The organism is Azospirillum sp. UENF 211521 (assembly GCF_058780535.1).
Window position 1 is genome coordinate 283716 of record NZ_JBSNCF010000005.1, and the last position, 25193, is coordinate 308908.

At 69.4% G+C, this 25193-nt stretch carries 25 protein-coding genes; 13 read left to right on the forward strand and 12 right to left on the reverse strand.

The features are described 5' to 3' along the window. Positions 1-105 precede the first annotated feature (105 nt). Both ACWPN5_RS30485 and ACWPN5_RS30490 read right to left on the reverse strand, forming a co-directional pair. Positions 106-1719 (reverse strand): GMC family oxidoreductase, encoded by a 1614-nt coding sequence (locus ACWPN5_RS30485; RefSeq protein ID WP_492299286.1) that lies wholly within the window; start codon positions 1717-1719, stop codon positions 106-108. A gap of 49 nt (positions 1720-1768) precedes the next feature. Then, positions 1769-2563, reverse strand: coding sequence for an alpha/beta fold hydrolase (locus tag ACWPN5_RS30490; protein ID WP_145684024.1), 795 nt, complete (start codon positions 2561-2563; stop codon positions 1769-1771). Between the two features lie 128 nt (positions 2564-2691). Here ACWPN5_RS30490 and ACWPN5_RS30495 point away from each other — a divergent pair, with 128 nt between their 5' ends. Beyond that, positions 2692-3165: a MarR family winged helix-turn-helix transcriptional regulator gene (locus ACWPN5_RS30495; protein WP_145684022.1), complete on the forward strand. Its 474-nt coding sequence runs from the start codon at positions 2692-2694 to the stop codon at positions 3163-3165. A gap of 148 nt (positions 3166-3313) precedes the next feature. Here the strand turns inward: ACWPN5_RS30495 and ACWPN5_RS30500 are convergent, their stop codons facing one another. Further along, a complete protein-coding gene (locus tag ACWPN5_RS30500) occupies positions 3314-4141 on the reverse strand; it encodes a GNAT family N-acetyltransferase (RefSeq protein ID WP_145684020.1) in 828 nt (275 codons plus the stop codon). Between the two features lie 207 nt (positions 4142-4348). On the opposite strand from ACWPN5_RS30500, the gene ACWPN5_RS30505 reads away from it, so the two are divergent. The 10 genes from ACWPN5_RS30505 to ACWPN5_RS30550 all read left to right on the forward strand — a co-directional run bounded on the left by ACWPN5_RS30505 (position 4349) and on the right by ACWPN5_RS30550 (position 14583). Next, the gene (locus ACWPN5_RS30505; RefSeq protein ID WP_145684018.1) at positions 4349-4948 is read left to right on the forward strand and encodes a cupin domain-containing protein; all 600 of its coding nucleotides are present in this window, start codon (positions 4349-4351) and stop codon (positions 4946-4948) included. Between the two features lie 169 nt (positions 4949-5117). Continuing rightward, complete coding sequence (locus ACWPN5_RS30510; protein ID WP_200478021.1) at positions 5118-6326, forward strand: alpha/beta hydrolase family protein; 1209 nt, start codon at positions 5118-5120, stop codon at positions 6324-6326. A gap of 87 nt (positions 6327-6413) precedes the next feature. Continuing rightward, positions 6414-7418 carry a TRAP transporter substrate-binding protein gene (locus ACWPN5_RS30515; RefSeq protein WP_145684014.1) on the forward strand — a complete coding sequence of 335 codons (1005 nt, stop codon included), beginning with the start codon at positions 6414-6416 and terminating at the stop codon, positions 7416-7418. After that, complete coding sequence (locus tag ACWPN5_RS30520; protein ID WP_145684011.1) at positions 7418-8008, forward strand: TRAP transporter small permease; 591 nt, start codon at positions 7418-7420, stop codon at positions 8006-8008. The genes ACWPN5_RS30515 and ACWPN5_RS30520 overlap by 1 nt, the downstream gene beginning before the upstream one ends. 2 nt (positions 8009-8010) lie before the next feature. Beyond that, entirely contained in the window at positions 8011-9285 is a 1275-nt protein-coding gene (locus ACWPN5_RS30525; RefSeq protein WP_145684008.1) for a TRAP transporter large permease, read from the forward strand. 45 nt (positions 9286-9330) lie between these two features. After that, positions 9331-9960: a cysteine hydrolase family protein gene (locus ACWPN5_RS30530; protein ID WP_200478023.1), complete on the forward strand. Its 630-nt coding sequence runs from the start codon at positions 9331-9333 to the stop codon at positions 9958-9960. A 136-nt stretch (positions 9961-10096) separates the two neighbouring features. Next, positions 10097-11572, forward strand: a complete 1476-nt coding sequence (locus tag ACWPN5_RS30535) for an aldehyde dehydrogenase (protein WP_186466080.1) — start codon at positions 10097-10099, stop codon at positions 11570-11572. A gap of 3 nt (positions 11573-11575) precedes the next feature. After that, entirely contained in the window at positions 11576-12568 is a 993-nt protein-coding gene (locus ACWPN5_RS30540; RefSeq protein WP_145683998.1) for an amidohydrolase family protein, read from the forward strand. 37 nt (positions 12569-12605) lie between these two features. Then, a complete protein-coding gene (locus tag ACWPN5_RS30545; protein WP_200478025.1) occupies positions 12606-13610 on the forward strand; it encodes an asparaginase in 1005 nt (334 codons plus the stop codon). A gap of 76 nt (positions 13611-13686) precedes the next feature. Next, complete coding sequence (locus ACWPN5_RS30550; protein WP_145683991.1) at positions 13687-14583, forward strand: polysaccharide deacetylase family protein; 897 nt, start codon at positions 13687-13689, stop codon at positions 14581-14583. Between the two features lie 224 nt (positions 14584-14807). Here ACWPN5_RS30550 and ACWPN5_RS30555 read toward each other — a convergent pair whose 3' ends face one another. From ACWPN5_RS30555 to ACWPN5_RS30575, 5 genes are all read right to left on the reverse strand, one after another. Next, a complete protein-coding gene (locus ACWPN5_RS30555) occupies positions 14808-15176 on the reverse strand; it encodes a c-type cytochrome (protein WP_492299291.1) in 369 nt (122 codons plus the stop codon). A gap of 101 nt (positions 15177-15277) precedes the next feature. Next, positions 15278-16186 (reverse strand): ubiquinone anaerobic biosynthesis protein UbiV, encoded by a 909-nt coding sequence (gene ubiV, locus ACWPN5_RS30560; protein WP_492299293.1) that lies wholly within the window; start codon positions 16184-16186, stop codon positions 15278-15280. A gap of 12 nt (positions 16187-16198) precedes the next feature. Further along, on the reverse strand, positions 16199-17197 hold the full coding sequence (ubiU, locus tag ACWPN5_RS30565; RefSeq protein ID WP_492299295.1) for a ubiquinone anaerobic biosynthesis protein UbiU: 999 nt from the start codon (positions 17195-17197) through the stop codon (positions 16199-16201). Between the two features lie 4 nt (positions 17198-17201). Continuing rightward, on the reverse strand, positions 17202-17849 hold the full coding sequence (gene ubiT, locus ACWPN5_RS30570; protein ID WP_492299296.1) for a ubiquinone anaerobic biosynthesis accessory factor UbiT: 648 nt from the start codon (positions 17847-17849) through the stop codon (positions 17202-17204). 131 nt (positions 17850-17980) lie between these two features. Continuing rightward, positions 17981-18493 carry a DUF2249 domain-containing protein gene (locus ACWPN5_RS30575; RefSeq protein ID WP_492299297.1) on the reverse strand — a complete coding sequence of 171 codons (513 nt, stop codon included), beginning with the start codon at positions 18491-18493 and terminating at the stop codon, positions 17981-17983. 220 nt (positions 18494-18713) lie between these two features. Here ACWPN5_RS30575 and ACWPN5_RS30580 point away from each other — a divergent pair, with 220 nt between their 5' ends. Both ACWPN5_RS30580 and ACWPN5_RS30585 read left to right on the forward strand, forming a co-directional pair. Next, the gene (locus ACWPN5_RS30580) at positions 18714-19439 is read left to right on the forward strand and encodes a Crp/Fnr family transcriptional regulator (protein WP_492299299.1); all 726 of its coding nucleotides are present in this window, start codon (positions 18714-18716) and stop codon (positions 19437-19439) included. A 53-nt stretch (positions 19440-19492) separates the two neighbouring features. Next, positions 19493-19747 carry a DUF1858 domain-containing protein gene (locus ACWPN5_RS30585; protein ID WP_492299301.1) on the forward strand — a complete coding sequence of 85 codons (255 nt, stop codon included), beginning with the start codon at positions 19493-19495 and terminating at the stop codon, positions 19745-19747. Between the two features lie 14 nt (positions 19748-19761). On the opposite strand, the gene ACWPN5_RS30590 is transcribed toward ACWPN5_RS30585, so the two are convergent. The 4 genes from ACWPN5_RS30590 to ACWPN5_RS30605 are packed head-to-tail and all read right to left on the reverse strand — an operon-like array spanning position 19762 to position 25142. Next, positions 19762-21438: an ABC transporter ATP-binding protein gene (locus tag ACWPN5_RS30590; protein ID WP_492299303.1), complete on the reverse strand. Its 1677-nt coding sequence runs from the start codon at positions 21436-21438 to the stop codon at positions 19762-19764. A gap of 41 nt (positions 21439-21479) precedes the next feature. Beyond that, a complete protein-coding gene (fhuB, locus tag ACWPN5_RS30595) occupies positions 21480-23465 on the reverse strand; it encodes a Fe(3+)-hydroxamate ABC transporter permease FhuB (protein ID WP_492299305.1) in 1986 nt (661 codons plus the stop codon). Beyond that, entirely contained in the window at positions 23458-24354 is an 897-nt protein-coding gene (locus tag ACWPN5_RS30600) for an iron-siderophore ABC transporter substrate-binding protein (protein ID WP_492299307.1), read from the reverse strand. The genes fhuB and ACWPN5_RS30600 overlap by 8 nt, the downstream gene beginning before the upstream one ends. Beyond that, positions 24351-25142 carry an ABC transporter ATP-binding protein gene (locus ACWPN5_RS30605; protein ID WP_492299309.1) on the reverse strand — a complete coding sequence of 264 codons (792 nt, stop codon included), beginning with the start codon at positions 25140-25142 and terminating at the stop codon, positions 24351-24353. Before ACWPN5_RS30605 ends, ACWPN5_RS30600 begins: the two co-directional genes overlap by 4 nt. Positions 25143-25193 lie beyond the last annotated feature (51 nt).

The window sequence follows — 25193 nt, forward strand, 5'->3', positions numbered from 1 at the left end:
ACGACAGTGATTTTCGACTGAAACCGGTCCACGGTGTGTCGGCCACCCCTCGACCGGTTGGACGCTTAGCAAGCAACGTCTGGCGCGGGAGTTGATGACAGACGTCTACAACCGGTGCCGCCGCTGCACGATGTCCGCCGCGCGCTCGCCCACGATCGCGCATGGCGCTTGCGTGTTGCCCGTCGTGACCCTCGGGAGGATCGAGCCGTCGGCGACGCGCAGCCGGTCGATGCCGTGAACCGCCAATGACGCGTCAACGACCGACAGGTCATCCACGCCCATCCGAGCCGTCCCGCATTGGTGCCAATAGGTCACCGCCGCGTCGCGGAGGAATTGATCGTCGATCGCCGCTCCCACCCCGGGGATGGCCTCGCGCCGGACATGGGGGGCGAAAGCCGCAGCGTTTCCGATCTCGCGGCACAGCCGCACGCAGGCGCGTGCCGTCTCCAGGTCCCGTGGATCGGACAGCATGTTGGGATCGACCAGAGGTGCTGCGGCCGGGTCCGCCGACCGCAGCCGCACCTCGCCACGACTGTGGGGCTGCGCCAACCCTGCGAACATCGTCCAGCCATGATCGGGGACGCCGCGCACCGCCGTGCGCTCGCTGGGAACGGGGAACTCGACCTGGCAGAACAGAAGGTCCGGGGCCTCCAGGTCGGGACGGCTCTTCCAGTAGAGGGTCGCCTCGCTCCCGCTGGCGCGTGGAGCGATCGGCTCCCGATACTCCCAGGTGCAGCCGAACGACACATGATCCTGCAGGCCGCGGCCGACGCCGGGCAGATAACCCACCATCGGAATGCCGTGCCGGTCGAGCTGGCTCCGGTCGCCGATTCCGGACAGCATGAGCAGCTTGGGCGTGTTGATGGCGCCGGCGGACAGGATGACCTCCGAACCCGCCATGAACGACCGGATCGCGCCGCCCCGTTCGACCTCGACACCGGTTGCCGTCGTCCCGTCGAGGAGCACGCGGCGCACGAGCGTGTCTGTCAGGATCGTGAGGTTCGGTCGGTCGGCCACAGGATGGACATAGGCGCGGTAGAGCGAGTTGCGCCGTCCGTCCCGCACGAGCATGTCGGTGTGGGCCGCACCCCCCGCGCTTTCCATCATCCGGCCGTTGGGGCTGTCGTAGCGCGGGATGCCGAGGGACTCGGCCGCGTCGAGCAGAGCGCCGGCGATCGGGCTCGGGTCCTGCGGGGGCTGCACCCACACCGGCCCGGAATCGCCGCGATACTGCGGGTCCGGCGCGCCCTGCCAGTTCTCGATGCGTCGGTAGATGCCGAGAACCGCCTCATAGCCCCAGCCGGCATCGCCGGATTGTTGCGCGAAATAATCCCAGTCGGTGCGATGGCCCCTCGCCCAGACCATGACATTGATGCTCGACCCGCCGCCGAGCCCCTTGCCCATCGACATGGGAAGCGCGCGGCCGTCCAGATGCGGGTTCGGCTCGGCCTGGAATCCCCAGTCGCGCCGACTGCCGAGATTCGTGGGCCACAATGCCGGATTCAGCACCGCCTCATCCTCGTCGCCGCCCCCCGCCTCGATGAGAAGCACGGAGCAGTCGGCGTTGTCGGCCAAGCGGCGCGCGATCACGGATCCCGATGCGCCGGCGCCACAAACGATGAAGTCGTAGGCAGACTTGAGGTTGGCGAGTCTTTGCGTCTGATTGTCACGGACGCGTCTGTTGAACTCCTCGGAGCCTTCGGACGTGGGTTCGCTCATGTCATGGACCTTTCAGTGAGCGGGGAGCGTGGTCTGACGAGACCGGGGATCAGGGCGACGCCGCGCCCGACTGTTGGGCCGCTTCGTCGATCACCTTTGCGACGACGTCCGACTGCGTGAAGTAGACGGCATGGCTGGCCGGGACGTTCGTGACCTTCGCACCGATGCGTTTCGCCATGTCCTGGAGCATCCGCTGATCGAACGCCTTGTCCTCCGTCGCGATCACCGCCCAGCTGGGCTTGGTCCGCCAGGCGGCATGCTGGAGCTTCACGCTGAAGCTCGCCATATTGATCGGAACCTGCGACGCCTTCAGGAAATCGGCATCGGCCTTCGTCGCATCCGCCGCGAAGCCGGCGGCGAAATTGTCGGGCTTGATGAAGCCGAAGCCGTCCTTGCTCGTCTCGATGACGAACTCGGGCGGTGTCGTGTAGCCGCCATATTGCTGAGCCGTGGTCTCGCCGGCGTCGGGCGACAGGGCCGACACATAGACCAGCCCACGCACCGTCGGATGGACGCCGGCTTCGGTGATGACCGTGCCGCCCCAGCTGTGGCCGACCAGAATGGCGGGACCATCCTGCCTATCGAGCGCGCGCCGTGTGGCCGCCACATCGTCGTCGAAAGAGGTGAGCGGATTCTGGACGATCGTGACCCGGTAGCCACGGGTGGTCAGATCCTCATAGACCTTCCGCCATCCCGATCCGTCGGCAAAGGCGCCATGAACGAGGACGATGTTCTTAACGGCCGCCTGATCGGCGGAATGGCTGATCGTCTGCGCCTGCGACACCGACAGCGGCAGCGTGACGACCGAAGCGGCCAGGATCAGGGACTGAAGCGTGTTTTTCATGTTTGCCTCCGCTCAATGGCGATAATTGTTATCGCGATAACTGTTTGTATCGCCGAAGAGCTGCCTTGTCCAGAGAAATTTATCGCGATATATATTTTTGGATGATGCGTTGCGAAGGGAGCCAGCCTATGTCGGATGAGAACAACCCGCCGGTGCCATTGGAGGAGCAGCTCTGCTTCGCGATCTACTCGGCCGGTATCGCCATCCAGCGGGCCTACAAACCGTTGCTGGACGCCCTTGGTCTCACCTATCCGCAGTATCTCGTGCTCAACATTCTGTGGCGGGAAGACGGGCAGACGGTGGGGAGCATCGCCCAGCAGCTTGCCCTTGAATCCAGCACGCTGACGCCTCTGCTCAAACGCCTGGAGGCTGCGGAGCTGATCCATCGCACGCGCAACCCGACCAACGAAAGGCAGGTGATCGTGTCGCTGACGGCCAAGGGAGCGGCTCTGCGCTCCAAGGCCGGTTGCCTGGGCGATACATTGCTTCACGCCTCCGGGGAGTCACCCGCCGCATTGGCAAAGCTCAACCGCGAGATCGCGCAACTGCGGGATTCCGTTTACGCCCATATCGGCGGCTGGACGTCACTCGACGCACATTGATGAGAGAAGCGCACATTGGCGCCGCTGGAACCATCCCTCCGGTATGGACGTGGTCCCCGTTACCCGGCCAGTCGGATAAGCTTGGTTCGCCCAGAATAAAGTACGGACCTGATGACGGGGAAACGGAGGCGGAATTCGGCCGGCTTCCTCAGCCGACGCGGTGCAGGAAATGGCGGGCGTACTTGCCTGACAGCGCGTCCATCGGCACGATCAGGCAGACGTCCGTGGTGTTGAAGGCGTGATCGACCACGGCGCCGTCGCCGATGAAGCCGCCGACCCGCAGATAGCCCTTGAGAAGCGGCGGCAATCCGGCTGCGCCGGCGCGCGGCTCGAAGCGCGCCGCCACCTCGTCGCCGGATGCGGCGCGCACCGACAGCGGATCGAGGTCCACGCGACGGTCGGGCAGGGCGCGGGCCCGCAGGGCCTGCGGCGCCAGATGGTTGCGGTGCAGGTAGGCGAGCGCCGGCGCCAGGGCGTCGAGGTCGGTGCCCGGCAGGCTGGCGCAACCGAACATCAGCGCCACATCGTGGCGGAGGATGTAGGCGGAGATGCCCTGCCACAGCAGCTGCATGGTGGCGCCGGTGCGGTAGGCCGGATCGACGCAGGACCGCCCCAGCTCCAGCAATTCGCCGGGGTGGGCCAGAAGCGGCGCGATGTCGAACTCGGTGGCGGTGTAGAAGCCGCCGCAGCGCTCGGCCATGGACCGGCGCATCAGCCGGTAGGTGCCGACCACCGCGCCGCCGGGCGCGGCCTCGTGGTCGAGGATCACGAGGTGGTCGCAGGCCGCGTCGAACGCGTCGACGTCGCGGCCGGGAACGCCGCCGGTCAGCGCCGCGCCCATCTCGTCGTGGAAAACGCGGTAGCGCAGCGCCTGCGCGGCGTCGATCTCGCCGGAGCCGGCGGCCAGACGGACTTCGAGCCGGGACGGCTTCGCGGCTACGGCCGGAGCGGCGGCGTGCGGTGTTCTCACGGTCATATCCAGTCCGAACGGTTGGCTCTGACCTTTTGATGACGGAAGTTCGCGACAGCTTGATGACGGCCCCGCGACGGTCGTGTTGCAACGCGCTTCCGGTGTCGCGACGGGCGCGTGCCGACCCTCGGACCGACATGCGTGTCGTGAACGCTGTTCAAGTCACTGTCATGTGATAACATACGCTGGAACGAACTTGTCGAGGATACGGTGATGAGCGGTGCCACCAAACCGTCTGCGGACACGACGCCAAGCGAAGCGCGCATCGGCGTGAAGATCCGGCACACCCGGATGCTGAAGGGACTCACGCTGAAGCAATTGGCGGACGAGGTCGGGTGTTCGGAGTCCCTGCTCTCGAAGATCGAGAACGGCCGGGCCAACCCGTCGCTGAACATGATCCAGCGGCTGGCCAGGGGCCTCAGCATGACCGTGGGGGAATTGTTCGCGCAGGTGGACGACCCGGCCCACATCGTGGCGCGCGCCGGCAGCCGCACGATGATCCAGACCGACCAGCTCCGCCGCGGGACCGGGCTGACGCTGGAGCGCCTCATCCCCTATTCCGACGGCCATCTGCTTCAGGGAAACATCCATCACATCAAGCCGGGCGGCGGCAGCGAGGGCGACCTGGAGCACGAAGGGGAGGAGTTCGGCTACATCCTGGAGGGTGAGCTCGAACTGTCCGTCGCCGGCCGGATCTATGTGCTGCGCGTGGGCGATTCCTTCTGCTTCCGCTCCGAACACCCGCACAGCTACCGCAACAGCGGCGCGGAGCCGACGCGCGTGCTGTGGCTCAACACGCCTCCCAGCTTCTGAGGCTGGCTCCCGAAACGGGAGGCGCAGGTAAGCTCATAGAACGCTATTCAAGTTACTTGACAGAGGTTCCACCCCTCCGTACTGTTTGGTCATACCCGGCAGCAGTCAGTGCACCAAGAAATGCGCCGCGGCAGCCAACCAACATCGTTCGAGGGAGACAGGGACCGTGGTGGCAGAGCAGAAACTGATCAACGCGATCACCGACCGACGCGACCCGCATTACCAGCCCTACGGATGGCATCATTGGCCGGATCATCCCTGGATGGCCTATCAGTTCCGCCGGGCCTTGGGTGAAACCCAGGAAGGCGGCGGCGCCATCAGCGAATGCTTCCAGGCCGCCAGCCGGATGATCCCCGGCGACAAGGAAAGCTGGCACAAGGAGTGGCTGCACATCGCCGACCGGAACGACCGGCGCGGCGACGAGGAGGAGGCGAAGGGGCACATCGAGACGGCGAAGGCCTGCTGGCTGCGGGCTGCCGATTACTTCCGGCAGGCGGAGTTCTGGCTCGACGCGGCGGACCCCCGCCGTCTGGAGACCTTCACCCGGATGGAGAACTGCTCCAAGAAGTGGGGGCGCTGGCTCAACCCGCGGATGGAGGAGGTCACGATCCCCTACGAGGGTGGCCAGATGTACGGCTACTTCGTCCGCAGCCCGGTGCGCGTCGAGAAGCAGCCGGTCCTGATCGCCTTCGGCGGGCTGGACAGCATCAAGGACGAGATGTGGTTCATGAGCGCGCGGGCGCCGGTCCAGCGCGGCATGTCGGTCCTGATGATCGACGGACCGGGCCAGGGCGGCACGTTGCGCCGCCACGGCATCCCGAACCGGGCCGACTACGAGGTGCCGGTCGGCGCCATGATCGATTATCTGTACACGCGCGACGACATCGACCGCGACCGCATCGCGGTCTGCGGCTCCAGCCTGGGCGGCTTCTACGCGGCCCGCGCCGCCTCCTACGAGCACCGCATCGCGGCGGTGATCTCGCACGGCGCCGTGTGGGACGTGAACGAGCTGTGGGGCGAGGCCAACGAGGGCCACGGGCTCGCCGACCACATCAAATGGGTCTTCGGCGCCTCCTCCATGCGGGAGGCCTTCGAAAAGGGCCGCGACTTCAAGCTCGAAGGCCACATCGACAAGATCCGCTGCCCCTACCTGATCTGCCACGGCGGCAGCGACGTGCTGAGCGTCCGGCAGGCCACCCAGGTCTACGAGTACGCCAAGGCGCACGGCGTCGACGTCACGCTTGAAATGGTCAGCGTCGAAGAGACGGGCGCCGAGCATTGCCAGCACGACAACCCGACGATCGGCCAGGAGAAGATGGCGGACTGGCTGGCCGACCGGCTCGGGATCGACCAGCGGGAGATGAACGCGCTGCGCTGACGTCCGCAACGCATGCCCCAGCGGGAAGACCGGGGCATGCCCCGCCGAACATGAACAGGGCAAACACGAACAGGGAGAGGCGAAACAATGCGACTCAAGGGATTCTTCTTCACCTTCACCGCCGCAGTGATCGCCCTGGCCTCGGTGGGTCACGCGGCCACCCCCACCATGAAGATCGCGCACGTCGTGCCGTCCGGCGACCCGCGCGACCTCGGAGCCGTCAAGGTCAAGGAACTCCTCGCGGCGGACACGCGCTGCAGCATCAACGCGACCGTCTATCCGTCCGCCCAGCTCGGCGGCACCACCGACCTGATCGAGGGCATGCAGATCGGCTCGGTCGAGGCGGTGGTCCTGCCGGCCTCCTTCATGGTCGGCTTCGAGCCCAGGATCGGCATCTTCGACTTCCCCTTCTTCTGGCCGACGAAGACCGAGGACCTCTTGAAGGTCCACAAGGGTCCGGCGATGGCGAAGCTCCTCAAGACCACCGAGGCACAGGGCGTCGTCAGCCTGGGCGTCTGGCACACCGGCTACAAGCAGTGGACGGCCAACAAGCCCCTGAAGCAGCCATCGGACTTCGCCGGCCTCAAGGCGCGGGTCATGCCGTCGCCCGTGCTGGTGGAACAGCAGAAGATCCTCGGCCTCAACCCGGTCAACATGCCGTTCCCGGAGACCTACAACGCGCTGCAGAACCGCACGATCGACGCGCAGGAAAACCCGCTGGTGACGACCTTCGTGATGAAGTTCCACGAGGTCCAGAGCAACGTGACGATGTCGAACCACGGCAACCTCGACCAGCTGTTCATGGTTTCGAAGGCGTGGTGGGACGGGTTGTCCGCCGAGTGCCGGACGGCGGTGAGCGAAGCCGTCGACACGGCGGCCGGCGTGGTCGTCGCCAAGACCGAGGAGATGACCGGCCAGGCGATGACGGCCTTCAAGGAGCGCGGCGTCACCGTCACCGAGCTGTCCGACGCCGAGTACCAGACGCTTCGTGAAACCACCCTGCCGGGGCTGGAGAAATTCTACGTGGCCAAGGCGGGTGCCCCTGGCCAGGAGATCCTCGACAGCTTCAAGAGCGAGCTGGGGCTCAAGTGATGGCGGAGCGGCAGGGGGAGCGGGTGTCCCGCTCCACCATGCCGGGCCAGTCCCTCGTGTGGTGGCTGGACCGGCTCCTCCAGGGCGCCGACCTGCTTGCGAAGGCGTTCGTCGGCCTCGCTCTTCTCGCCATAACCCTGACCCTGTTCGTCGGGGCGCTCGGCCGCTACGCCCTCGACTTCAGCTTCGTCGGCGGTGAGGAGTTGGCCCGCTACCTGATGGTCTGGATGACCTTCCTCGGGTCCTATGTGCTGGTCCGCGAGCAGCGGCATATCATGATCGACATCGTCCTGCGCATGGTCCCGCCGCCGGTGCAGCGCTGGATCGCCGTGCTCATCGGTACCGTCGGCCTCGTCACCATGCTCTACATCACCAAGTACGGCTACGCGCTGGCGGAGCGCATGCTGACCGGATTCCAGATGAGCCCGGTGCTGCCGATCCCGCGCGGGCTCCTCCACGTGTCCCTGCCCCTGGGCAGCGCGCTGATGGCGATGGCCTTCCTGCACATGGCGCTGTCGCACCTGCTCGACCCGCGGAACGCGCGCCCGCTGTTCACCGAACAGCCCGCCGATCAGCCCAGGGAGGACTGAGAATGGCTGTTCCTTTCTTCACGGCGGTCTTCATCGGGCTGCTGGTCCTGTCCTTTCCGATCTTCCTCGGCATCCTCGTCGCGACGATCACGACGTTCGAGGCCTTTGGTCCGCCCCTGCCGTCGATGGTGATGGCGCAGCGGGTGGTGGAAGGCGTCAACATCTTCTCGCTCATCGCCGTGCCGCTGTTCGTCTTCGCGGCGGACATCATCGCGCGGGGCGAGATCGGCGCCCGTCTGGTGGCCCTGGTCGAGGCGATGGTCGGGCACATCACGGGCGGGCTGGCGATCGCCACCGTCATGTCCTGCGCGCTGTTCGGCGCGATCAGCGGCATCGGCGCCGCGGCCGTGGTGAGCATCGGGCCGATCGTCTATCCGTCCCTGCTGCGGCAGGGCTACGGGGCGGGCTTCTCGGCGGGGCTCATCCTGTCCGCCTCGACCCTGTCGATGCTGATCCCGCCGGGCGTGGCCATGATCCTCTACTCGGTGCAGACCTCGGCGTCGGTCGGAACGGTCTTCCTGGCCGGTCTCGGCGCGGGCGTCCTGTTCACCGCCGTCCTCGCCGGATACGCCTATTACTACGCCCGCCGGCACGGCATCATGCGGGGCGCCCGGGCCTCGCTTCCCGAGATCGTGACCGCCGCGCGCCGGGCGGTGTGGGCGCTGGGCCTGCCGGCGGTGATCTTCGGCGGCATCTACGGCGGCGTCTTCACGCCGACGGAAGCGGCCGCCGCGGCCTGCGTGTACGCCATCGTCGTCGAGTGCTTCATCTACCGCCAGCTGCCCATCACAGACCTGTTCAAGGTCTCGGTGGCGTCGGGCACGGTCATCGCCACCCTGCTCATCCTGATCGCGGCCGGCGGGGCGATGACCTGGTACCTGACGCTTCTGCAGGTGCCGCAGCAGATCAGCGGGCTGCTCGACGGGCTGAGCCCGTGGGCCGTCCTGCTCGTCGTCAACATCGTCTTCCTGATCGCCGGCATGTTCATCGATCCCAACTCGGCGATCATCGTGCTGGCGCCGCTGGTCTATCCCGCCGCCATGGCGGCCGGCATCGATCCGGTGCATTTCGGCGCGGTCCTGGTGCTGAACCTCGCGATCGGCATGATCACGCCGCCCTTCGGGCTCAACATCTTCATCGGCATCACGACCTTCAAGATCAGCTACGCGAAGATCGTGCAGAGCGTCATTCCCTTCATCCTGCTCGCGCTCATCACGCTGTTCCTGGCGACCTACATCCCGATCACCGTCATGTGGCCGACGATGCTCCAGGGCTGAGCGCGCGACCGGACGGCCCTTCATCAAAGCGAAAGGACGCTTCCCATGGACTTCGGAGTCGACAGCCCCAAGCCGGCCGTCATCGCCATCGACCTGCACCGCGGGCACCTCGATCCCGCGGTGGCGACCATGCCGCTGGCGGCGGACCGCGCCGCCGTGGTGGTCGAGGCCAACCGACGCTTCTTCGACGGCTGCCGGGCGGCCGGCATTCCCATCGTGCACCTCGTCACCACCTACCGGGATGCCGACGAGATCCGCTCCAACCCGTTCTGGCGCACCCGGGCCGACAACCCGACCGCGACGCGGAAGAACGTCGAACGCCACAACATCGAAGGCATGCCCGGCTGCCGGATCATGCCGCAGCTCCACGCGGACGGTGACTGGATCGTCAACACGAAGAAGCGCTACGACTGCTTCGTCGCCAGCGATCTGGACTTCATGCTGCGCCGGCACGGCATCAACACGCTGCTGATCACCGGGGTGAACACCAACAGCTGCGTGCTGGCGACCACCGTCCGCGCCAACGTCATGGATTACGCCGCGGTGTGCATCGAGGACTGCGTCGACACCATGGACGGACCGGCGGCGCACGAGGCGGCGCTGACCTGCGTCCGCGCCGCCTTCGGCTGGGTGATGACGGGCGACGAGGCGCTGCGCACCTTCGGCCGCCGCTGAGGGGGCGCCACGGGGCCACGCCGCCCCGGCCCATGGTCTTCAAAAGCCGGAACACACCGGGCGGAAGCCGAACCATCGGCCTGCCAAGGGGGGAGTATTGCCGATGCCAGCCGAGCGGAATCAGCGGACATGGGGCATGTGGATCGACGGGGACTGGCGGCCGTCCGCGTCCGGCCGAACCTTCGCCGTCGAGAACCCGAAGGATGCGTCGGTCCTGGCCGAGGTCGCCGAGGGCGGCGCGGCGGACATCGACGCGGCGGTGGCCGCGGCGCAGCGCGCCTTCGACGGGTGGAGCGAGACCCCGCCCGAGGCCCGCGCCCGCGTCATGGCGAAAGCCGCCGAGATTCTGCGCAGCCGCATGGACGAATTCGTGCGCATCGAGGTCGACCAGACCGGCCGGGCGCGGCGGGAGCTGTCCGCGCAGCTCGGCCGCCTGCCGGAATGGTACGACTATTTCGGCGCGCTGGCCCGCACCCACGAGGACACGGTGCCGCCGTTCAATGGCCCCTTCCTGAACTACACGCGGCGCGTGCCGCTGGGGGTGGTGGGCCATGTCACGCCGTGGAACCACCCGCTGCTGATCCTGACCAAGAAGGTCGCCCCGTCGCTAGCGGCGGGCAACAGCATGGTGGTGAAGCCGAGCGAGCTGGCGCCGCTGACCCCGCTGCTGCTGGGCGAGGTGCTGCGCGACGCCGGGCTGCCCGACGGGGTCTACAACGTGGTTCCCGGCTTCGGTGCCGATGCCGGCGCGGCGCTGACCCGGCACAAGGGCATCCGCAAGATCGACCTGACGGGCGGCACGGAAACCGGAAAGACCGTGGCGTCGCTGGCCGGCCAGAACCTCACCCGCTTCGCCGGCGAGTTGGGGGGCAAGGCCGCGATGGTGGCTTTCCCGGGCGTGGCGCCGCAGGCCGTCGTGAACGCGGCGCTGTTCGCCTCCTTCATCGCGACGGGGCAGACCTGCGTGCAGGGCTCGCGCCTGATCGTCCACCGCTCGATCCACGACGCCGTGGTTGAGGAGCTGGTGGCGCGGACCCGGGCGCTCCGCCTCGGCGATCCGCAGGACCTGAGGACGCAGGTCGGTCCGCTCGTCTCGGAGCGCCAGCGCGCCATCGTCGAAAAGTACGTCCGCATCGGCCAGGAGGAGGGCGCGACGCTGGCGGTCGGCGGACGCCGGCCCGAGGGGGCGGCCTACGAGCGCGGCTACTGGTACCTGCCGACCGTGTTCACCGGCGTGCGCAACGACATGCGGATCGCGCAGGAGGAGATCTTCGGGCCGGTCGTCTGCGTGATGCCCTTCGACGACGAGGAGGAGGCCATCGCGCTCGCCAACGGCACCGAGTTCGGGCTGGCGGCCAGCGTCTGGACCGAGGACGTCCGGCAGGCGCACCGGGTCGCGCACCGGATGCAGGCGGGCATCGTGTGGATCAACGACCACCACCGCATCGACCCCGCCTCGCCCTGGGGCGGCTTCAAGATGAGCGGCATCGGCCGGGAGAACGGCATCGCCGCCTACCACGAATACACGCAGATCCAGAACGTCATCGTCAACCTGTCCAGCGCCGCCTTCGACTGGTTCGCGGATGACGGCGCGATGAAGAGGTACAGCTGAGCCATGCGCATCGACCTTCACAGCCACGTCATCCCGCCCCGGATCGTCGAGGCGATCGCCGGACAGCCGCAGACCTTCGCCGCCCGCATCGAGGGCGAGGGGAACGCGCGGCGGGTCGTCCACGACCAGGGCTACGTCTACCCTCTGTTCCAGGAATTCTTCGATCCCGCGGCCAAGCTCGAGTCCATGGACCGCAAGGGCATCGACGTGTCGGTGATCTCGCCGGCGCCGCCGATGTTCTACTATTGGGCCGACGCCGACCTCGCGCTGACGGTCGCCGGGCTGGTCAACGACGGGGTGGCGGACATGGTCGCCGCCCGGCCGGACCGGCTGCGCGGGATGGCCAGCATCCCCATGCAGCACCCCGACGCCGCCGTCGCCGAGCTGGAGCGGGTCGTCAAGGAATGGGGCTTCAAGGCCGTCGAGATCGGCACGTCGATCGAGGGCGCCCAGCTGGCCGAGGAGCGGTTCCGCCCGGTGCTGCGGCGGGCGGCCGAGCTGGGCGTGTTCGTCTTCGCCCATCCCTACTATGTCGGGTCCAAGTCGGGACTCGAATGCCACTACCTGACCAACCTGATCGGCAACCCGCTCGACACCGCGGTCTGCGTCGCCAACCTGATGTTCAGCGGCGCGCTCGACGAGCTGCCGGACCTCAAGATCCTGCTGGCGCACGGCGGCGGCTTCGCGCCTTACCAGATCGGCCGGCTGGTGCACGGCCACAAGGTCCGCCCCGAGACCCACGCCCACACCAGGACCAATCCCAAGGACCTGCTGCGCCGGTTCTACTTCGACAGCCTCGTCTTCGATCCGCAGGCGTTGCGCTACCTGATCGATCTGGTCGGCGCCGACCGCATCGCCATCGGGACGGACTCGCCCTTCGACATGGCGGATCAGACGCCGCTGGACACGCTGGCCGCCGTTCCGGGGATCACCCACACGGAAAACCACGAGCTGTGCTGCGGAACGGCGCTGCGCCTGCTGGGCGAAGGCCGTTGAGCGGGCCGGGCCAAGCGAAGCAGCGAGGGGGTAACCAATGACAAAGCCGACGGTGACGGTGCTGGCGCTTGGCGGCACCATCGCGATGACGCGAAGCGACCGGGGCGGCGTCGTGCCGACCCTGACCGGGGAGATGCTGGTCGCGGCGGTGCCGGCCCTGACCGAGCTGGCGGCGATCGACGCCCGGTCCTTCCGGCAGGTGCCGGGCGCCCATCTGCGGTTCGACGATCTGGAGGCGCTGGCGGCCGCCGTCGAGGAGGCCGTCGCCGGCGGCGCCCGCGGGGTCGTCATAACCCAGGGGACGGACACCATCGAGGAGACGGCCTTCGCTCTCGATCGTCTCCTCGACCTTGCGGCGCCGGTGGTCGTCACCGGGGCGATGCGCAACCCGACCGTTCCCGGCGCCGACGGCCCGGCCAACCTTCTGGCCGCCGTCCAGGTGGCGACCAGCGAGGCGGCGCGCGGGCTGGGCTGCCTGGTGGTGCTGAACGACGAAATCCACGCCGCCCGCTTCCTGCGCAAGACCCACACCAGCAGCCCGGCCGCCTTCACCTCGCCGCAGGCGGGGCCGATCGGCTGGGTGGCCGAGGGCAGGGTGCGGCTGGCGGCGCGGGTGGAGCGCGTTCCCGCGCTGCCGCGATCCCACAAGGCCGGCGAGGCGCGCGTCGCGCTGATCACCGTCGCGCTGGGCGATGACGGGACGTTGGTCGATGCGGCCCGGCAGGCGGGTTTCGACGGCATGGTCGTCGAGGCGACGGGCGGCGGTCATGTCGCCACCGCGGTCGCCGACGCGCTGGAGCGGGCGGCGGCGGCGATGCCGGTCGTGCTGGCGTCGCGCACCGGGGCCGGCGAGACCCTGGCCCGGACCTACGGCTTTCCGGGCGGGGAAATCGACCTGCAGCGGCGCGGCCTGATCCGCGCCGGCTGGCTCGACGGGCTGAAGGCGAAGCTGCTGCTGACCCTGCTTCTCCGCCGGGGACAGGCCGGACGCGACGAGGTGTCGGCGGCCTTCCGCCCCTGGGGCGGCGGGGTGGAAACCTGATCGGACCGCCTCCCGATCGATGGCGGCGCGGCGCTTCCGCCGCGTCACAGGGGCCAGAAAACGCAAGGAGACAACGATGACGAATGATGTCGGGGCGAGCATCCGTGCCCGGGTGCCCTATGAGCCGATCCACAAGCGGCGTCCGTTGCGTTTGCCCGGCGACGCCCGGGTGGCCGTGTGGACCATCGTCAACGTCGAGAACTGGAGCCCGCAGGCGGCCATGCCCCGCGCGGTTCTCCCGCCGCCCATGGGCCAGCCGCTGCTGCCCGACGTGCCGAACTGGGCCTGGCACGAGTATGGGATGCGCGTCGGATTCTGGCGGTTCGTCGAGGCTTTGGGGAGCCGGGGCCTGAAGGCGAGTTTCGCCGTCAACGGCACGGCCTGCGAGGTCTATCGCGACGCCTGCGCCGCGGCACGGGACGCCGGGTGGGACTTCATGGGGCACGGGTTCGTGCAGAAGCCCATGCACAGGGTCGACGACCAGCGCGCGGCGATCGCCGACACGATCAAGGCCATCAGCGACTTCACCGGCCGGCCGCCGCGGGGATGGGAAAGCCCGGGGCTGACGGAAACCGACGAAACCGTGGACCTGCTCGCCGAGGCGGGCATCGAGTATGTCGCGGACTGGGTCCTCGACGAGCAGCCCGTGCCCATTCGCACGCGCTCCGGCTCGCTGGTCTCGATCCCCTACACGGTGGAGATCAACGACGTGGTCATGAGCGCCGTCCAGCAGCAGCCGTCCGACGAAATCCTCAGGCGCGGCCGCGACCACTTCGACCGCCTCTACCAGGACGGAGCGACGGCGCCGCGTGTCATGGCCATCTCCATCCACCCGTACCTGACCGGCGTGCCGCATCGGATCAAGTATCTGGAAGCCCTTTATGACCACATTCTCGGTCATGAGGGCGTGGTGATGTGGACCGGCGCCGAAATCCTGGATTGGTACCGGTCGCAGACGGCGACCCCGGCCTGACGGTCACGCCGCCGCTTCGGGCCGCCGGGCGGCCATGCCGTCGAGTGGATCGGTATGGAAAAAAGCCCATCGGCGGAAAGCCGATGGGCGCGAGGGGGCAGAAAAACGGGAGGGTGTTCGTCCAGCGGGACGCAATCGATCAACGATCGTGCCGCCACCTTGCAGCCTGGATGCCCTCCCATCCTTGACCACCGTCAAGCCGGCAAGGATTTTTGGATTTTTCGTCAGCTGTTCTTTTTCAGATAGGCGATGAGGTCCTTGCGGGCCTGCTCGTTCTTCACGCCGGCGAAGGCCATCTTGTTGCCGGGGACGGCGCTCTTCGGGTCCGCCAGATAGGCGTCGAGCGTCGCCTCGTCCCAGGGGCCGGCGTTCTTCATGGCGTCGGAGTATTTGTAGGTCTCGACGGAGCCGGCCTTGCGGCCGACGACGCCGTGCAGGTTGGGGCCGACGCGGTTCGGACCACCGGCCTCGATGGTGTGGCAGGCCTTGCACTGGTTGAACACCTTCGCGCCGGCATCGGCGTCCTGCGCGGCGGCAAGGCCGGGAGACGACGCGACCAGCCCGAAGGCGAGCAGGGCAAACATGCGCTTCATAGGGCTTTCCTCGTTTAACGGACTTAAAAGTTTCAACGGACTCAAAGGTCAGCCGGACCGCGCGGGAGCAGCGGTCCGACAGACATCGGATGGCGGATGCGTCAGGCGGCCGGGGCGTCGGCGTAGGCCGCACCCGCCATGTTGTGGAAGAAGCCGTTTTCCAGCGGGACGGCGGTCATGCCGCGCAGCTCCGCCATCACGTCCTGTCCGCTGCGCGCGCCGTCCAGAACGGCGCGGAAGGCCGTGGCGACGGCCACCATGTCGAGGTCCTGCGGCGACAGGCGGAAGCGCCGGATGCCCATCGCCCGCAGCCGGTCGATCTCCGCCGCCAGCGCCAGATAGCCGTGCGACAGCGTCTGCGTGCCGTTGACCGACAGGAAGGGCTGGCCGTCGACGGTGCTGACCGGCATGCCGTCCGGGTCGTTGGCGCAGACGAACTGGCAGCCGTCCTTGTGCAGCGCGTGCGCCCGCGCGTGGTAGCAGCGGGCGGAGATGGCGAGCGGCGCCCGCCCGAACACCTGCACCTCCATGGACAGGCCGAGCGCCTCCCCCGTCTTCGCCATCACGGCGACCGAGGCGGCGGGAAGCTCCGCCGGCAGCGACACCGCGACGGCGCCGCGCCCGGCCAGCCAGGCCAGGGTCGCCTCGTTGTAGCTGTTGATGAAGGGGCCGACGGCGTGGCGGCGTCCCTCCAGCAGGGCCAGCGCGCCCATGTCGTTGGCCTCGATCGGTAGCAGGTCGCTTTCCAGGAGGTCGCGCATCGCCGCGCGCTCGCGGTCGCTGCCCACGAGGATCGGGCTGGCGAGCCAGACCTCCTTCCCGGCGGCGGCCAGACGGGCGATCACCTCGTCCATGACCGGGGCGAGGAAGGGCGCGCGCTTGGAGCAGACGACCTCGCCGACGACGACGGCGTCGACCGGCGCCTCGTCGGCGATGCGGGCGTAGAAATCGCGCCAGCGCTCCGCCGGCCAGTTGAACAGGACGGGGCCAAGGGTCAGGGTGGGTTTCATGAACGCAACTCCTCAGCGCCACGCGCGGGTGTAGGCGCCGGTGGTCTGGGCCCCGCCCTCGACCATGGCCTCCAGGTCGAGCGCCGGCACGGGCAGCCCGCGTTCGAACGCGTCCAACGCCCGGCGGTAGGCGCCGACCACGGCGGCGATGTAGGCCTTGCCGCGCTGGCGGCCTTCAATCTTCAGGGCGCACACCTTGGCAGCCTTCAGCTCCGGCAGCAGGGCCAGCGCGTTGAGGCTGGTCGGCTCCTCGAACAGGTAGGCCGGGTCGCGGGAGGTGCCGCCGCCGGGCACGAAGCGGCCCTTGCACAGCGTCGGGTAGCCCGCCGGTTCCCCGGCGCCGAACACGTTGATGGTGAAGCCGCCGAGGCGCGACGCCAGCGCCTCGCCGCGCGGCTCGTAGCGCACATGGCTGGCCGGGGAGCAGACGCCCTGCTTGTTGGGCGACAGCCCGGTCGCGTAGGAGGACAGCGAGCAGCGCCCCTCCGCCATCGGGCAGAGGCCGCCGAAGACGAAGACCTCCGTCTCCACGTCAACCTCGGCGTTCAGCCGGGCGATCTCCGGCACCGTCAGCACGCGGGGCAGCACGACCCGCCGCACGCCGAAGGCCTCGCGGTAGAGCCGGATCGCCTCGGCGTTGGCGGCGGAGGCCTGGACGGACAGGTGAAGCCGCAGGTCGGGGTGGTGCTTCGCCGCGTAGGCGAGCAGGCCGAGGTCGGCGAGGATGACCGCGTCCGCCTTCAGCCGAGCGGCGTCGTCCACCGCACGCTGCCAGGGGGCGAGGTTGCCGGCCTGGGGGTAGGTGTTGATGGCGACGAAGACCTGGACCGACCGCGCATGGGCGTAGGCGATGGCCTCGGCCAGCTCCGGCCGCGAGAAGTTCAGGCCGGGGAAATTGCGCGCGTTGGTCTCGTCGCGGAAGCCCAGATAGACGGCGTCGGCGCCCGCGTCCACGGCGGCGCGCAGCGCGGCGGGGTTGCCCGCCGGACAGATCAGTTCAAAGGGACCCATGCCGTCACGCTCCCTGCCGCGAGCCGGTGAGCCGCCGCTCCAGCATGGCCATGCCCCAGCGCAGCGGCGGCGGGGCGAGGCGGCGCGCCGTGGCGAGCAGGTCGAGCGCCCGCCCGGCGTTGCGCCGCGCCACCGGCAGGGCGTGCCGCAGCGGACCGGCCGCGGCGGCGACGTCGCCGAACAGGTCCATCTCCTCGCCGTCCAGCGTGTTGCGGAGCGCCAGGATCAGCGCGGTGTCGCCCTCGATGGACAGTTCGCGGCGGAAGAACAGCGCGTCGCCGTCGATGCGCCCTTCCAGCAGATCGAGCAGCCGCGCGCAGGGGCCGCGCACCGTGGCCTCCGCCTCGGCGTTGCGGTCGCAGACCCGCAGGGCGAGGGTGGGGCCGACGCGGAGCAGCAGGGCGGCGGGCGCGTCCACCGGGTCGATCAGCAGGCGGGCGTCGGGCAGCTCGCCGAGGGCGGCGAAGGCGCGCGGGTGGCGCGCCTCCAGAATCCGCAGCAGCCGGTCGAACAGCAGGCCGCCGGCCCGGTCGCCGAGCCGCCGCGCGACCCCCAATCCGGCCCGCGTCAGTTGGACTTCGACGTCGCGGGCACGGGGGTCCGGGGCCGTCTCATGGGCCTGATCCTGAACCATGAATCCGGGATCGCGCATACGCCTGTCTCCTTCCCTTCGGAATGGTCGTTTGGCGGGCGGAGCCCGCCGGGCTTCGGCAATACAGCCCGGTGGTCATACCATCCTTGATGACGGTCAAGGCCAAGGTCCCGAAACGCCCCCTGGGGCGATCAGCCGCACATGCCGCCGCAGCAGGAGCCGGAGCGCCGGGCGACCAGCCGTTCGTAGGGCAGGTGAAGCTGTCCGGCCGGCGGGATGACCCCCTGCATCAGGTCGAGCACCTGCTCCGCGGTCGTGCCCGGCGGGCAGTCGGTGATCTCGCAGACCAACCCGCCCTCCGCCACGCCGAGCGGCGTTTCGGCGGCCACCGCGCTGGCCTGCCCGCCGCGCCCGATGAGGACCCGCAGGGAGGTGGCCGGCGCGGTGCCCGAGTCCGGCCGCCCGATGCGCACCCGCCAGCGCTCCGGACCGCGCTCCAGATAGGTCCAGCTCACTGCGTCGCCGAACAGCGCCTGGATCTGGAGAGAGAGCGGGCGCGGGTCATGGTCGTTGACCAGAATGAAGCCGCGGCCCGGCGCCAGGTCCTGCGTGGCCTGGAGGATCAGCGGGTGGCGCTGGTAAGGCGGGATGGACTGGACGTCGATGACCGGCTCGGCCGCGGTGGACAGTTCGGCGATCTGCATGGGGAGGTCCGAAGGGTTGTGATGCGCAGACAAGACTAAAGACCTGGATCAGATCGCTCTTTGTTCCAGAGCAAACAGGACGAACCGATACCTTGGTCGTGGTTTGTGGCGCAGGCGGGTTGCGGCGCGGCGCGCGGGCGGTCATGGTGTAAGACAACGTTTCCGTGACGGCTTCCCGCTGGGGTGGTCGGGCGCGGCCTTGCCTTTTGAGGATGGTCCGATGACGCCGCTTGCCCCCGATCCCGCCGTTCTGCGTGGCCTGCGGCTGTTTTCCGGCCTGGACGCGGCGGCGCTGGCGGAGATCGTCCGCTCCGCGCAAACCCGGCGGTTCGAGAAGGGGACGACCATCTTTTCCCAGGGCGACCGGGCGGCGCTCTGCCACGCGCTGATCGACGGGCGGGTCAAGATCGCCCAGACCGGAGCCGACGGGCAGCAGCTGGTGGTCCGCTACATCGGCGGCGGGGAGATGTTCGGCACGGCGGCGGTCTTCTCAGGCGGCATCTACCCGGCCGACGCGCTCGCCATGGTCGATTGCGTCGGCGTCCACTGGACCGCCGCCACGATGGGCGAGTTGATGGAGCGCCACCCGCGCATCGCGCTCAACGCCCTGGACATCGTCGGCCGCCGCCTGCAGGAGGTGCAGACCCGCCTGCGCGAACTGTCCACCGAGCGGGTCGAGCGGCGCGTCGCCCACGCGCTTCTGCGTTTGGCGCGTCAGGCGGGGCGCCGGGTCGGAAACGGCGTCGAGATCGACTTCCCGCTGTCCCGCCAGGACATCGCGGAGATGACCGGAACCACGCTGCACACGGTGAGCCGCATCCTCAGCGGCTGGGAGGGGCAGGGGATCGTCGAGGGCGGGCGCCAGCAGGTGACGATCCGCCAGCCGCACGCGCTGGTCGCCATCGCCGAGGATCTGCCCAGGCCGGGGAAGCCGGAGGAGAAATAGCCGGGGCGGAGCCTTCGTTCCGTTTGCGCGGGCGCAAAGAGACGCGCGCGCCGGTGTGCCAGAGTGCCTGGATGATCGCCCCGCCGCCACACTCCGCCACCGCGGCCTTGCCCTCGTCCTCCGATCTCGTCGAGGATGTGCTGGAGCGCTGGCCATCGACCATCGCCGTGTTCCTCGCGCACCGGATGGCCTGTCCCGGCTGCCCGATGGCGCGCTTCCAGACCGTCGCCGAAGTGGCGGGCGACTATGGCCTGGACGCCGACGCCCTGCTCGCCGACTTCGCCCGGGCCATCGCCGCTGAAGGATAAGGCGCGCCCTGCCCTCAGCCGCGCGCCGCCAGTTCCTCGTGGGTGATGCGCTGGAGCCCGCCGTCGGTGCCGACGACATAGACCTCGTCGGCGTTGCGGATGGTCGCCAGACGGTGGGCGATGACCAGGGTGGTCCGCCCCTCAGCCAGCTCCGTCAGCGACTTCTGGATTTCCCGCTCGGTCTGGGTGTCGAGCGCGGAGGTCGCCTCGTCGAGGATCAGGATAGGCGGGTTCTTCAGGAACATGCGGGCGATGGTCAGGCGCTGCTTCTGCCCGCCGGACAGCTTCACGCCGCGCTCCCCGATGATCGTGTCCAACCCCTCCGGCAGGGAGGCGATCAGCCCGTCGAGATGGGCCCGCCGCGCCGCCTCCATGATCTCCGCGTCGCCGGCGCCGAGACGGCCGTAGGCGATGTTCTCGCGGATCGTGCCGCCGAACAGGAACACGTCCTGCTGGACGATGCCGATCTGCCGGCGCAGCGAGGCCAGCGTCATGGCGCGGATGTCCAGCCCGTCGATGGTGATCCGCCCCGCCATGACCTCGTAGAAGCGCGGCAGCAGCGAACAGATGGTCGTCTTGCCGGCACCCGACGGGCCGACGAAGGCGACGGTCGAGCCGGCCCTGATCGAGAGGTCGACGCCCTTCAGCACCGGGCGCGCCGGGTCGTAGCCGAAGGACACGCCCTCGAACCGGATGTCGCCCTTCAGCGCCGGGGCCGCCACGGCGCCGGGCGCGTCGGCGATGTCCGGCTGGGTGTCGAGGAGCTGGGTGTAGCGGCAGAAGCCGGCGATGCCGCGGGGGTAGGTCTCGATGACCGCGTTGATCTTCTCGATCGGGCGGAAGAAGGTGTTGACCAGCAGCAGGAAGGCGAAGAAGCCGCCCTGGGTCAGCTCGCCCACCAGCACGAAATGGGCGCCGGTCAGCATGACGACGATCAGGATCAGCCGCATGCTCATGTAGCTGAGCGTCATCGAGGCCGCCATGATCTTGTAGGCGGCGAGTTTGGTCGTGCGGTAGCGGTCGTTGTCCTCGGCGAACAGCTTGCGCTCGTGGTCCTCGTTGGTGAAGGCCTGGACGACGCGCATGCCGCCGACATTCTCCTCGATGCGGACATTGAAGTCGCCGACACGGGAATAGAGCGCCTGCCAGTTCTTCGTCATCCGCCCGCCGTAGCGGCTGGTCACGAAGGCGATCACCGGAACGATGGCCGCGGTGATCAGCGCCAGCGGCAGATGCACGACGGCCATGAGTGTGAAGGCGCCGACGAAGGTCATGACCGCGATCAGCAGGTCCTCGGGGCCGTGGTGCGCCACCTCGCCGATCTCGTCCAGGTCGCGGGTGACCCGCCCGACGAGATGGCCCGTCTTGTTGTTGTCGTAGAAGCTGAAGGAGAGCTTCTGCAGATGGTCGAAGCTCTTGCGGCGCATCTCCGTCTCAATGTTCACTCCGAGCATGTGGCCCCAATAGGTCACGATGGCCATCAGGCCGCCGTTCGCCATGTAGATCGCCAGAAGCGCCACCGTGGCGGCGACGATCAGCGGCCAGTCCTGGGTCGGCAGAAGCTGGTCGACGAAGGCGCGCACGGCCATCGGGAACCCCAGCTCCAGCAGGCCCGACAGGACGGCGCAGACGATGTCGAGGACCAGCAGGCCGGTGAAGGGGCGGTAGTAGGAGAGGAAGCGGCGAAGCATGGCTCTTCTCATTGCGGAACGGCGGAAATGATCGGATGACGTCAATGGCTGCGGGCGTTGGAGCGGCCGAGCAGCCAGACCAGATAGGGGCCGGCGAGCAGCGCGGCGAACAGGCCAAGCGGCAATTGATAGGGGAAGGCGACGGTGCGCGCCAGCCAGTCCGACACCACCATCAGCCCGGCGCCGATCAGCACGGCCGCGATCCCCTGCTGGAGCGGACGGCCCAGCCCGGCCAGCCGAGCGAGGTGCGGCGCGATCAGCCCGATGAAGCTCAGCGGCCCGACGAACAGCGCCGCCGCCGCGGTCAGCAGCCCGGCCAGCAGCACCAGCAGGACGCGGCAGCGCCGCACCGGCAACCCGACGGCCCGCGCCGTCACGTCGCCCAGCGGCAGGATCTCCAGCCACTTGGCGGTCAGCGGCAGGGTTGCCAGCAGAAGCGCCGCCGTGCCGACGCAGAACCAGGCGTCGCCCGGACCGGCCTCGTTGGTCGAGCCGCTCAGCCAGCGCAGCAGGGCGAAGGCCTGCGGCGTGCCGGTGGCGATGACCGCGGTCAGGACGGCGCTGCACAGGGCGCTCATGGCGATGCCGGCGAGCAGAAGCCGCTCCGGACCGAAGCCGGCGCGCAGCGACAGGGCCAGCATGGCGGCCAGAGTCAGCACCGCCCCCGCCGCCGACGCGGCAAGCTGCACGCCGAAGCCGGGGGCCGCGACGAGGAACAGCGCGGCGGTCAGCCCGACCCCCGCCCCGGTGCCGACGCCGAGGATTTCCGGGCTGGCCAGCGGGTTGGCGGTCACCCGCTGCAACAGCATCCCGGCGGCGGCCAGCATCGCTCCCGCCGCCGCCGCGACCGCCACGCGCGGCCCGCGCCAGCCCAGCAGCGTGTCGAGCAACGGGCCGGTGGACAGCATCCAGCCGTCCGGGCCATAGCCGACCGTGAGCGCGAGGTCCACGGCGACCGCGCCGAGGACGGCGAACAGAGCGATCAGCCGGTAATGGTGCGGGCTGCGGCGCGACGGCGCCGGACGGCTGTTCAGGGACGGCCATTCGAACATGCGCAGGCGCGGCAGCAACCAGAGCAGCAGCGGGCCGCCGAGCAGCGCCGTCGCGGCGCCGGTCGGCACGCGCTCTCCGTCCACCCCGGCCAGAAGCTGCACCAGCCCGTCGGTCAGCCAGAGCAGGAGCGCGCCGATCAGCGGGGCGGCGACCAGCCTCTGGCCCTGGGTCCGCGCGCCGCTGAGATGGGCCAGCGCCGGCGCGGCCAGACCGACGAAGCCGATCACCCCGACCTCCGCCGTCACGCTGGCCGCCAGCCAGACCGCGATCCCGATGATTCCGAAGCGCGTGGCGTTCAGGGCGACGCCGAGGCCGCGGGCGCTGGCATCGTCCAGCCCCAGGATGGTCAGCGGGCGCATCAGCAGAAAGGCGGCGCCGACGCCGATCGCCAGACGGACGGCGATGGTCAGCGTCGGCCCCCAGCTCTGCTGCGCCAGCGCCCCGCCGCCCCAGAGGAAGATGGAGAAGAGATACTCGCCGTTGGCGAGGATCAGCGCGGCGCTGCCCATCGTCGCGGTCAGGGCGACCATCATCCCGGCCAGCATGACGGCCACCGGCTCCAGCCCGCGCCGCCACGTCATGGCGAGGATCAGCCCGACCGCCGCCAGCCCGCCGGCCAGCGCCACCCCCTCCCGTGCGCCGTCCATCAGCGCCGGGGCGTAGAGCATCCCCAGCGTCAGGGCGAGCTGGGCGCCCGCCGACACGCCGAGCGTCGAGGGCTCGGCCAACGGGTTGCGCAGCACGCGCTGGAGCAGCAGTCCGGACAGGCCGAGCGCCGCCCCGGCGACCAGCGCCACCGCGATCCGCGGCAGCACGCTGTGATAGAGGATGACGCCGTCCAGCGCCGCCACGTCCGGCGGCAGGGGTATGGCGGGGGCGGCGTGCCCGGCGATCTGCCGGATCGACAGAAGGGCGGCAGCCAGCGCCAGCCCGCTCCACAGCAGGATGCGGTTGAGTCCCGCGCGCTCAGCCATGGCGAACGGTCTCCGGCCGCAGCAGGGCGGCGCTGACGAGGCGGGCGAAGCGCAGGGCCGCCGGAAGCCCGCCGAAATGGTTGACCGGCTCGATCACGCTCACCCGCTTTTCCCGCACCATCGGCAGGGCCTGCCACAGGGCGCTGTCCTCCAGCCCCCGCGCCACGTCGGACGGCAGCGGCGGAACGACGACGGTGATGGCGTCCGGCATCCGGGCCAGCGCCTCGATCCCCAGCGGCGCCGCGGCGCTGTAGCTCGATTGCGAGGCCCAGGCGTTGCGCAGCCCCAACCGCTGGAGCACCGCGCCGAACATGCTGTCGTCGCCGAAGGCGCGGACATGGCGGGCGTCGCCGAAGTTGATCGCCAGCACCGGGCGGCGGACCGCGCCGCGCAGGGACTCGCCCAGCCGGGCGATCTCCGCGTCGACCCCGGCGACGACGGCGCGGGCCTCCGCCTCGCGGCCCAGCGCCCGGCCGAGGGTCAGCGCCGCTTCGGCGGCCAGCGGGTAGGGCGGCACGCCCGGCTGGTAGATCGGCAGCGATAGGGTATCCGCCACCCGCTCCAGGCTCGCCCGCTGCCCCTCGTAATAGTTGGAGGTGAGGATGAGGTCTGGCTCGGCCAGCGTCAGCGCCTCGTAATTCGGCATGCCGCGCAGACCGAGGTCGATGACCGAGTCTGGCACCTCCGGCTCGACGACGGTCTTGCGGAACTGGATCAGCTCGGTCGCGGCGACCGGCAGGATGCCCAGGGCCAGCACCGTCTCCAGCCCCGCCCAGTCGATGGCGGCGACCCGCCGCCCGGACGCGGCGCGCCCGAGGCGGGGCAGCAGCGCCGCTCCGGCGGCGAGGCCCAGCGCGTTGCGGCGGGTGATCGTCGGGCGCCCCGTCACAGCACGCAACCGATCGGCTTGCCGGTCACCGGGTGCGGGACGGTCGTCATGGCGAGGCGGTAGATGGCCTCCAGCGTCTCGCCGGTCATGATGGCATCCGGCGTGCCCTGGGCGATCAGCGCGCCGTTGCGCATCGCCAGGATCTCGTCGCAGACGCTGGCCGCCATGTTGATGTCGTGCAGCACGATGACCGCGCCGATGCCGCGCGCCCGGCTCAGCCGGCGCACCAGCCCCAGCAGTTCCACTTGGCTGGCGATGTCCAGCGCCGAGGTCGGCTCGTCGAGCAGCAGGCCGCGCGTGTCCTGCGCCAGCATCATGGCCAGCCAGACGCGCTGCCGCTCGCCGCCCGACAGGCTGTCGACCAGCCGGTCGGCGAAGGCGTCCAGGTGGGTTTCGGCGATGGCCTCCGCCACCTTGGCGGCGTCCTCCACCCCGAAGCGGCCGAGCGCGCCGTGCCAGGGAAAGCGGCCCAGTGCCACCAGCTCCCGCACCGTCATGCCTTCGGCGGGCGGGGTGAATTGCGGCATGTAGGCGATGGTGCGGGCAAAGTCGCGGTCGCCGATCCGCGCGAGGTCCGCCCCCAGGCAGCGGATGGTCCCGCCGCCCGGCGGCTGCTGGCGCGCCAGCAGGCGGATCAGCGTGCTCTTGCCCGACCCGTTGGGGCCGACCAGCCCATAGATCCGCCCCGGATCCAGCCGGAGAGACAATCCCGACAGGATCGCCCGTCCGGCAACGGCGAAGCTCACGCCGTCGAGGTCGTAGAGGGGTTGGGTCTGGTCCGGGCTCATCGGTCTTCACCTCTGTATCCCTCGCCCCTCCGGGGAGAGGGAGGGGACCCG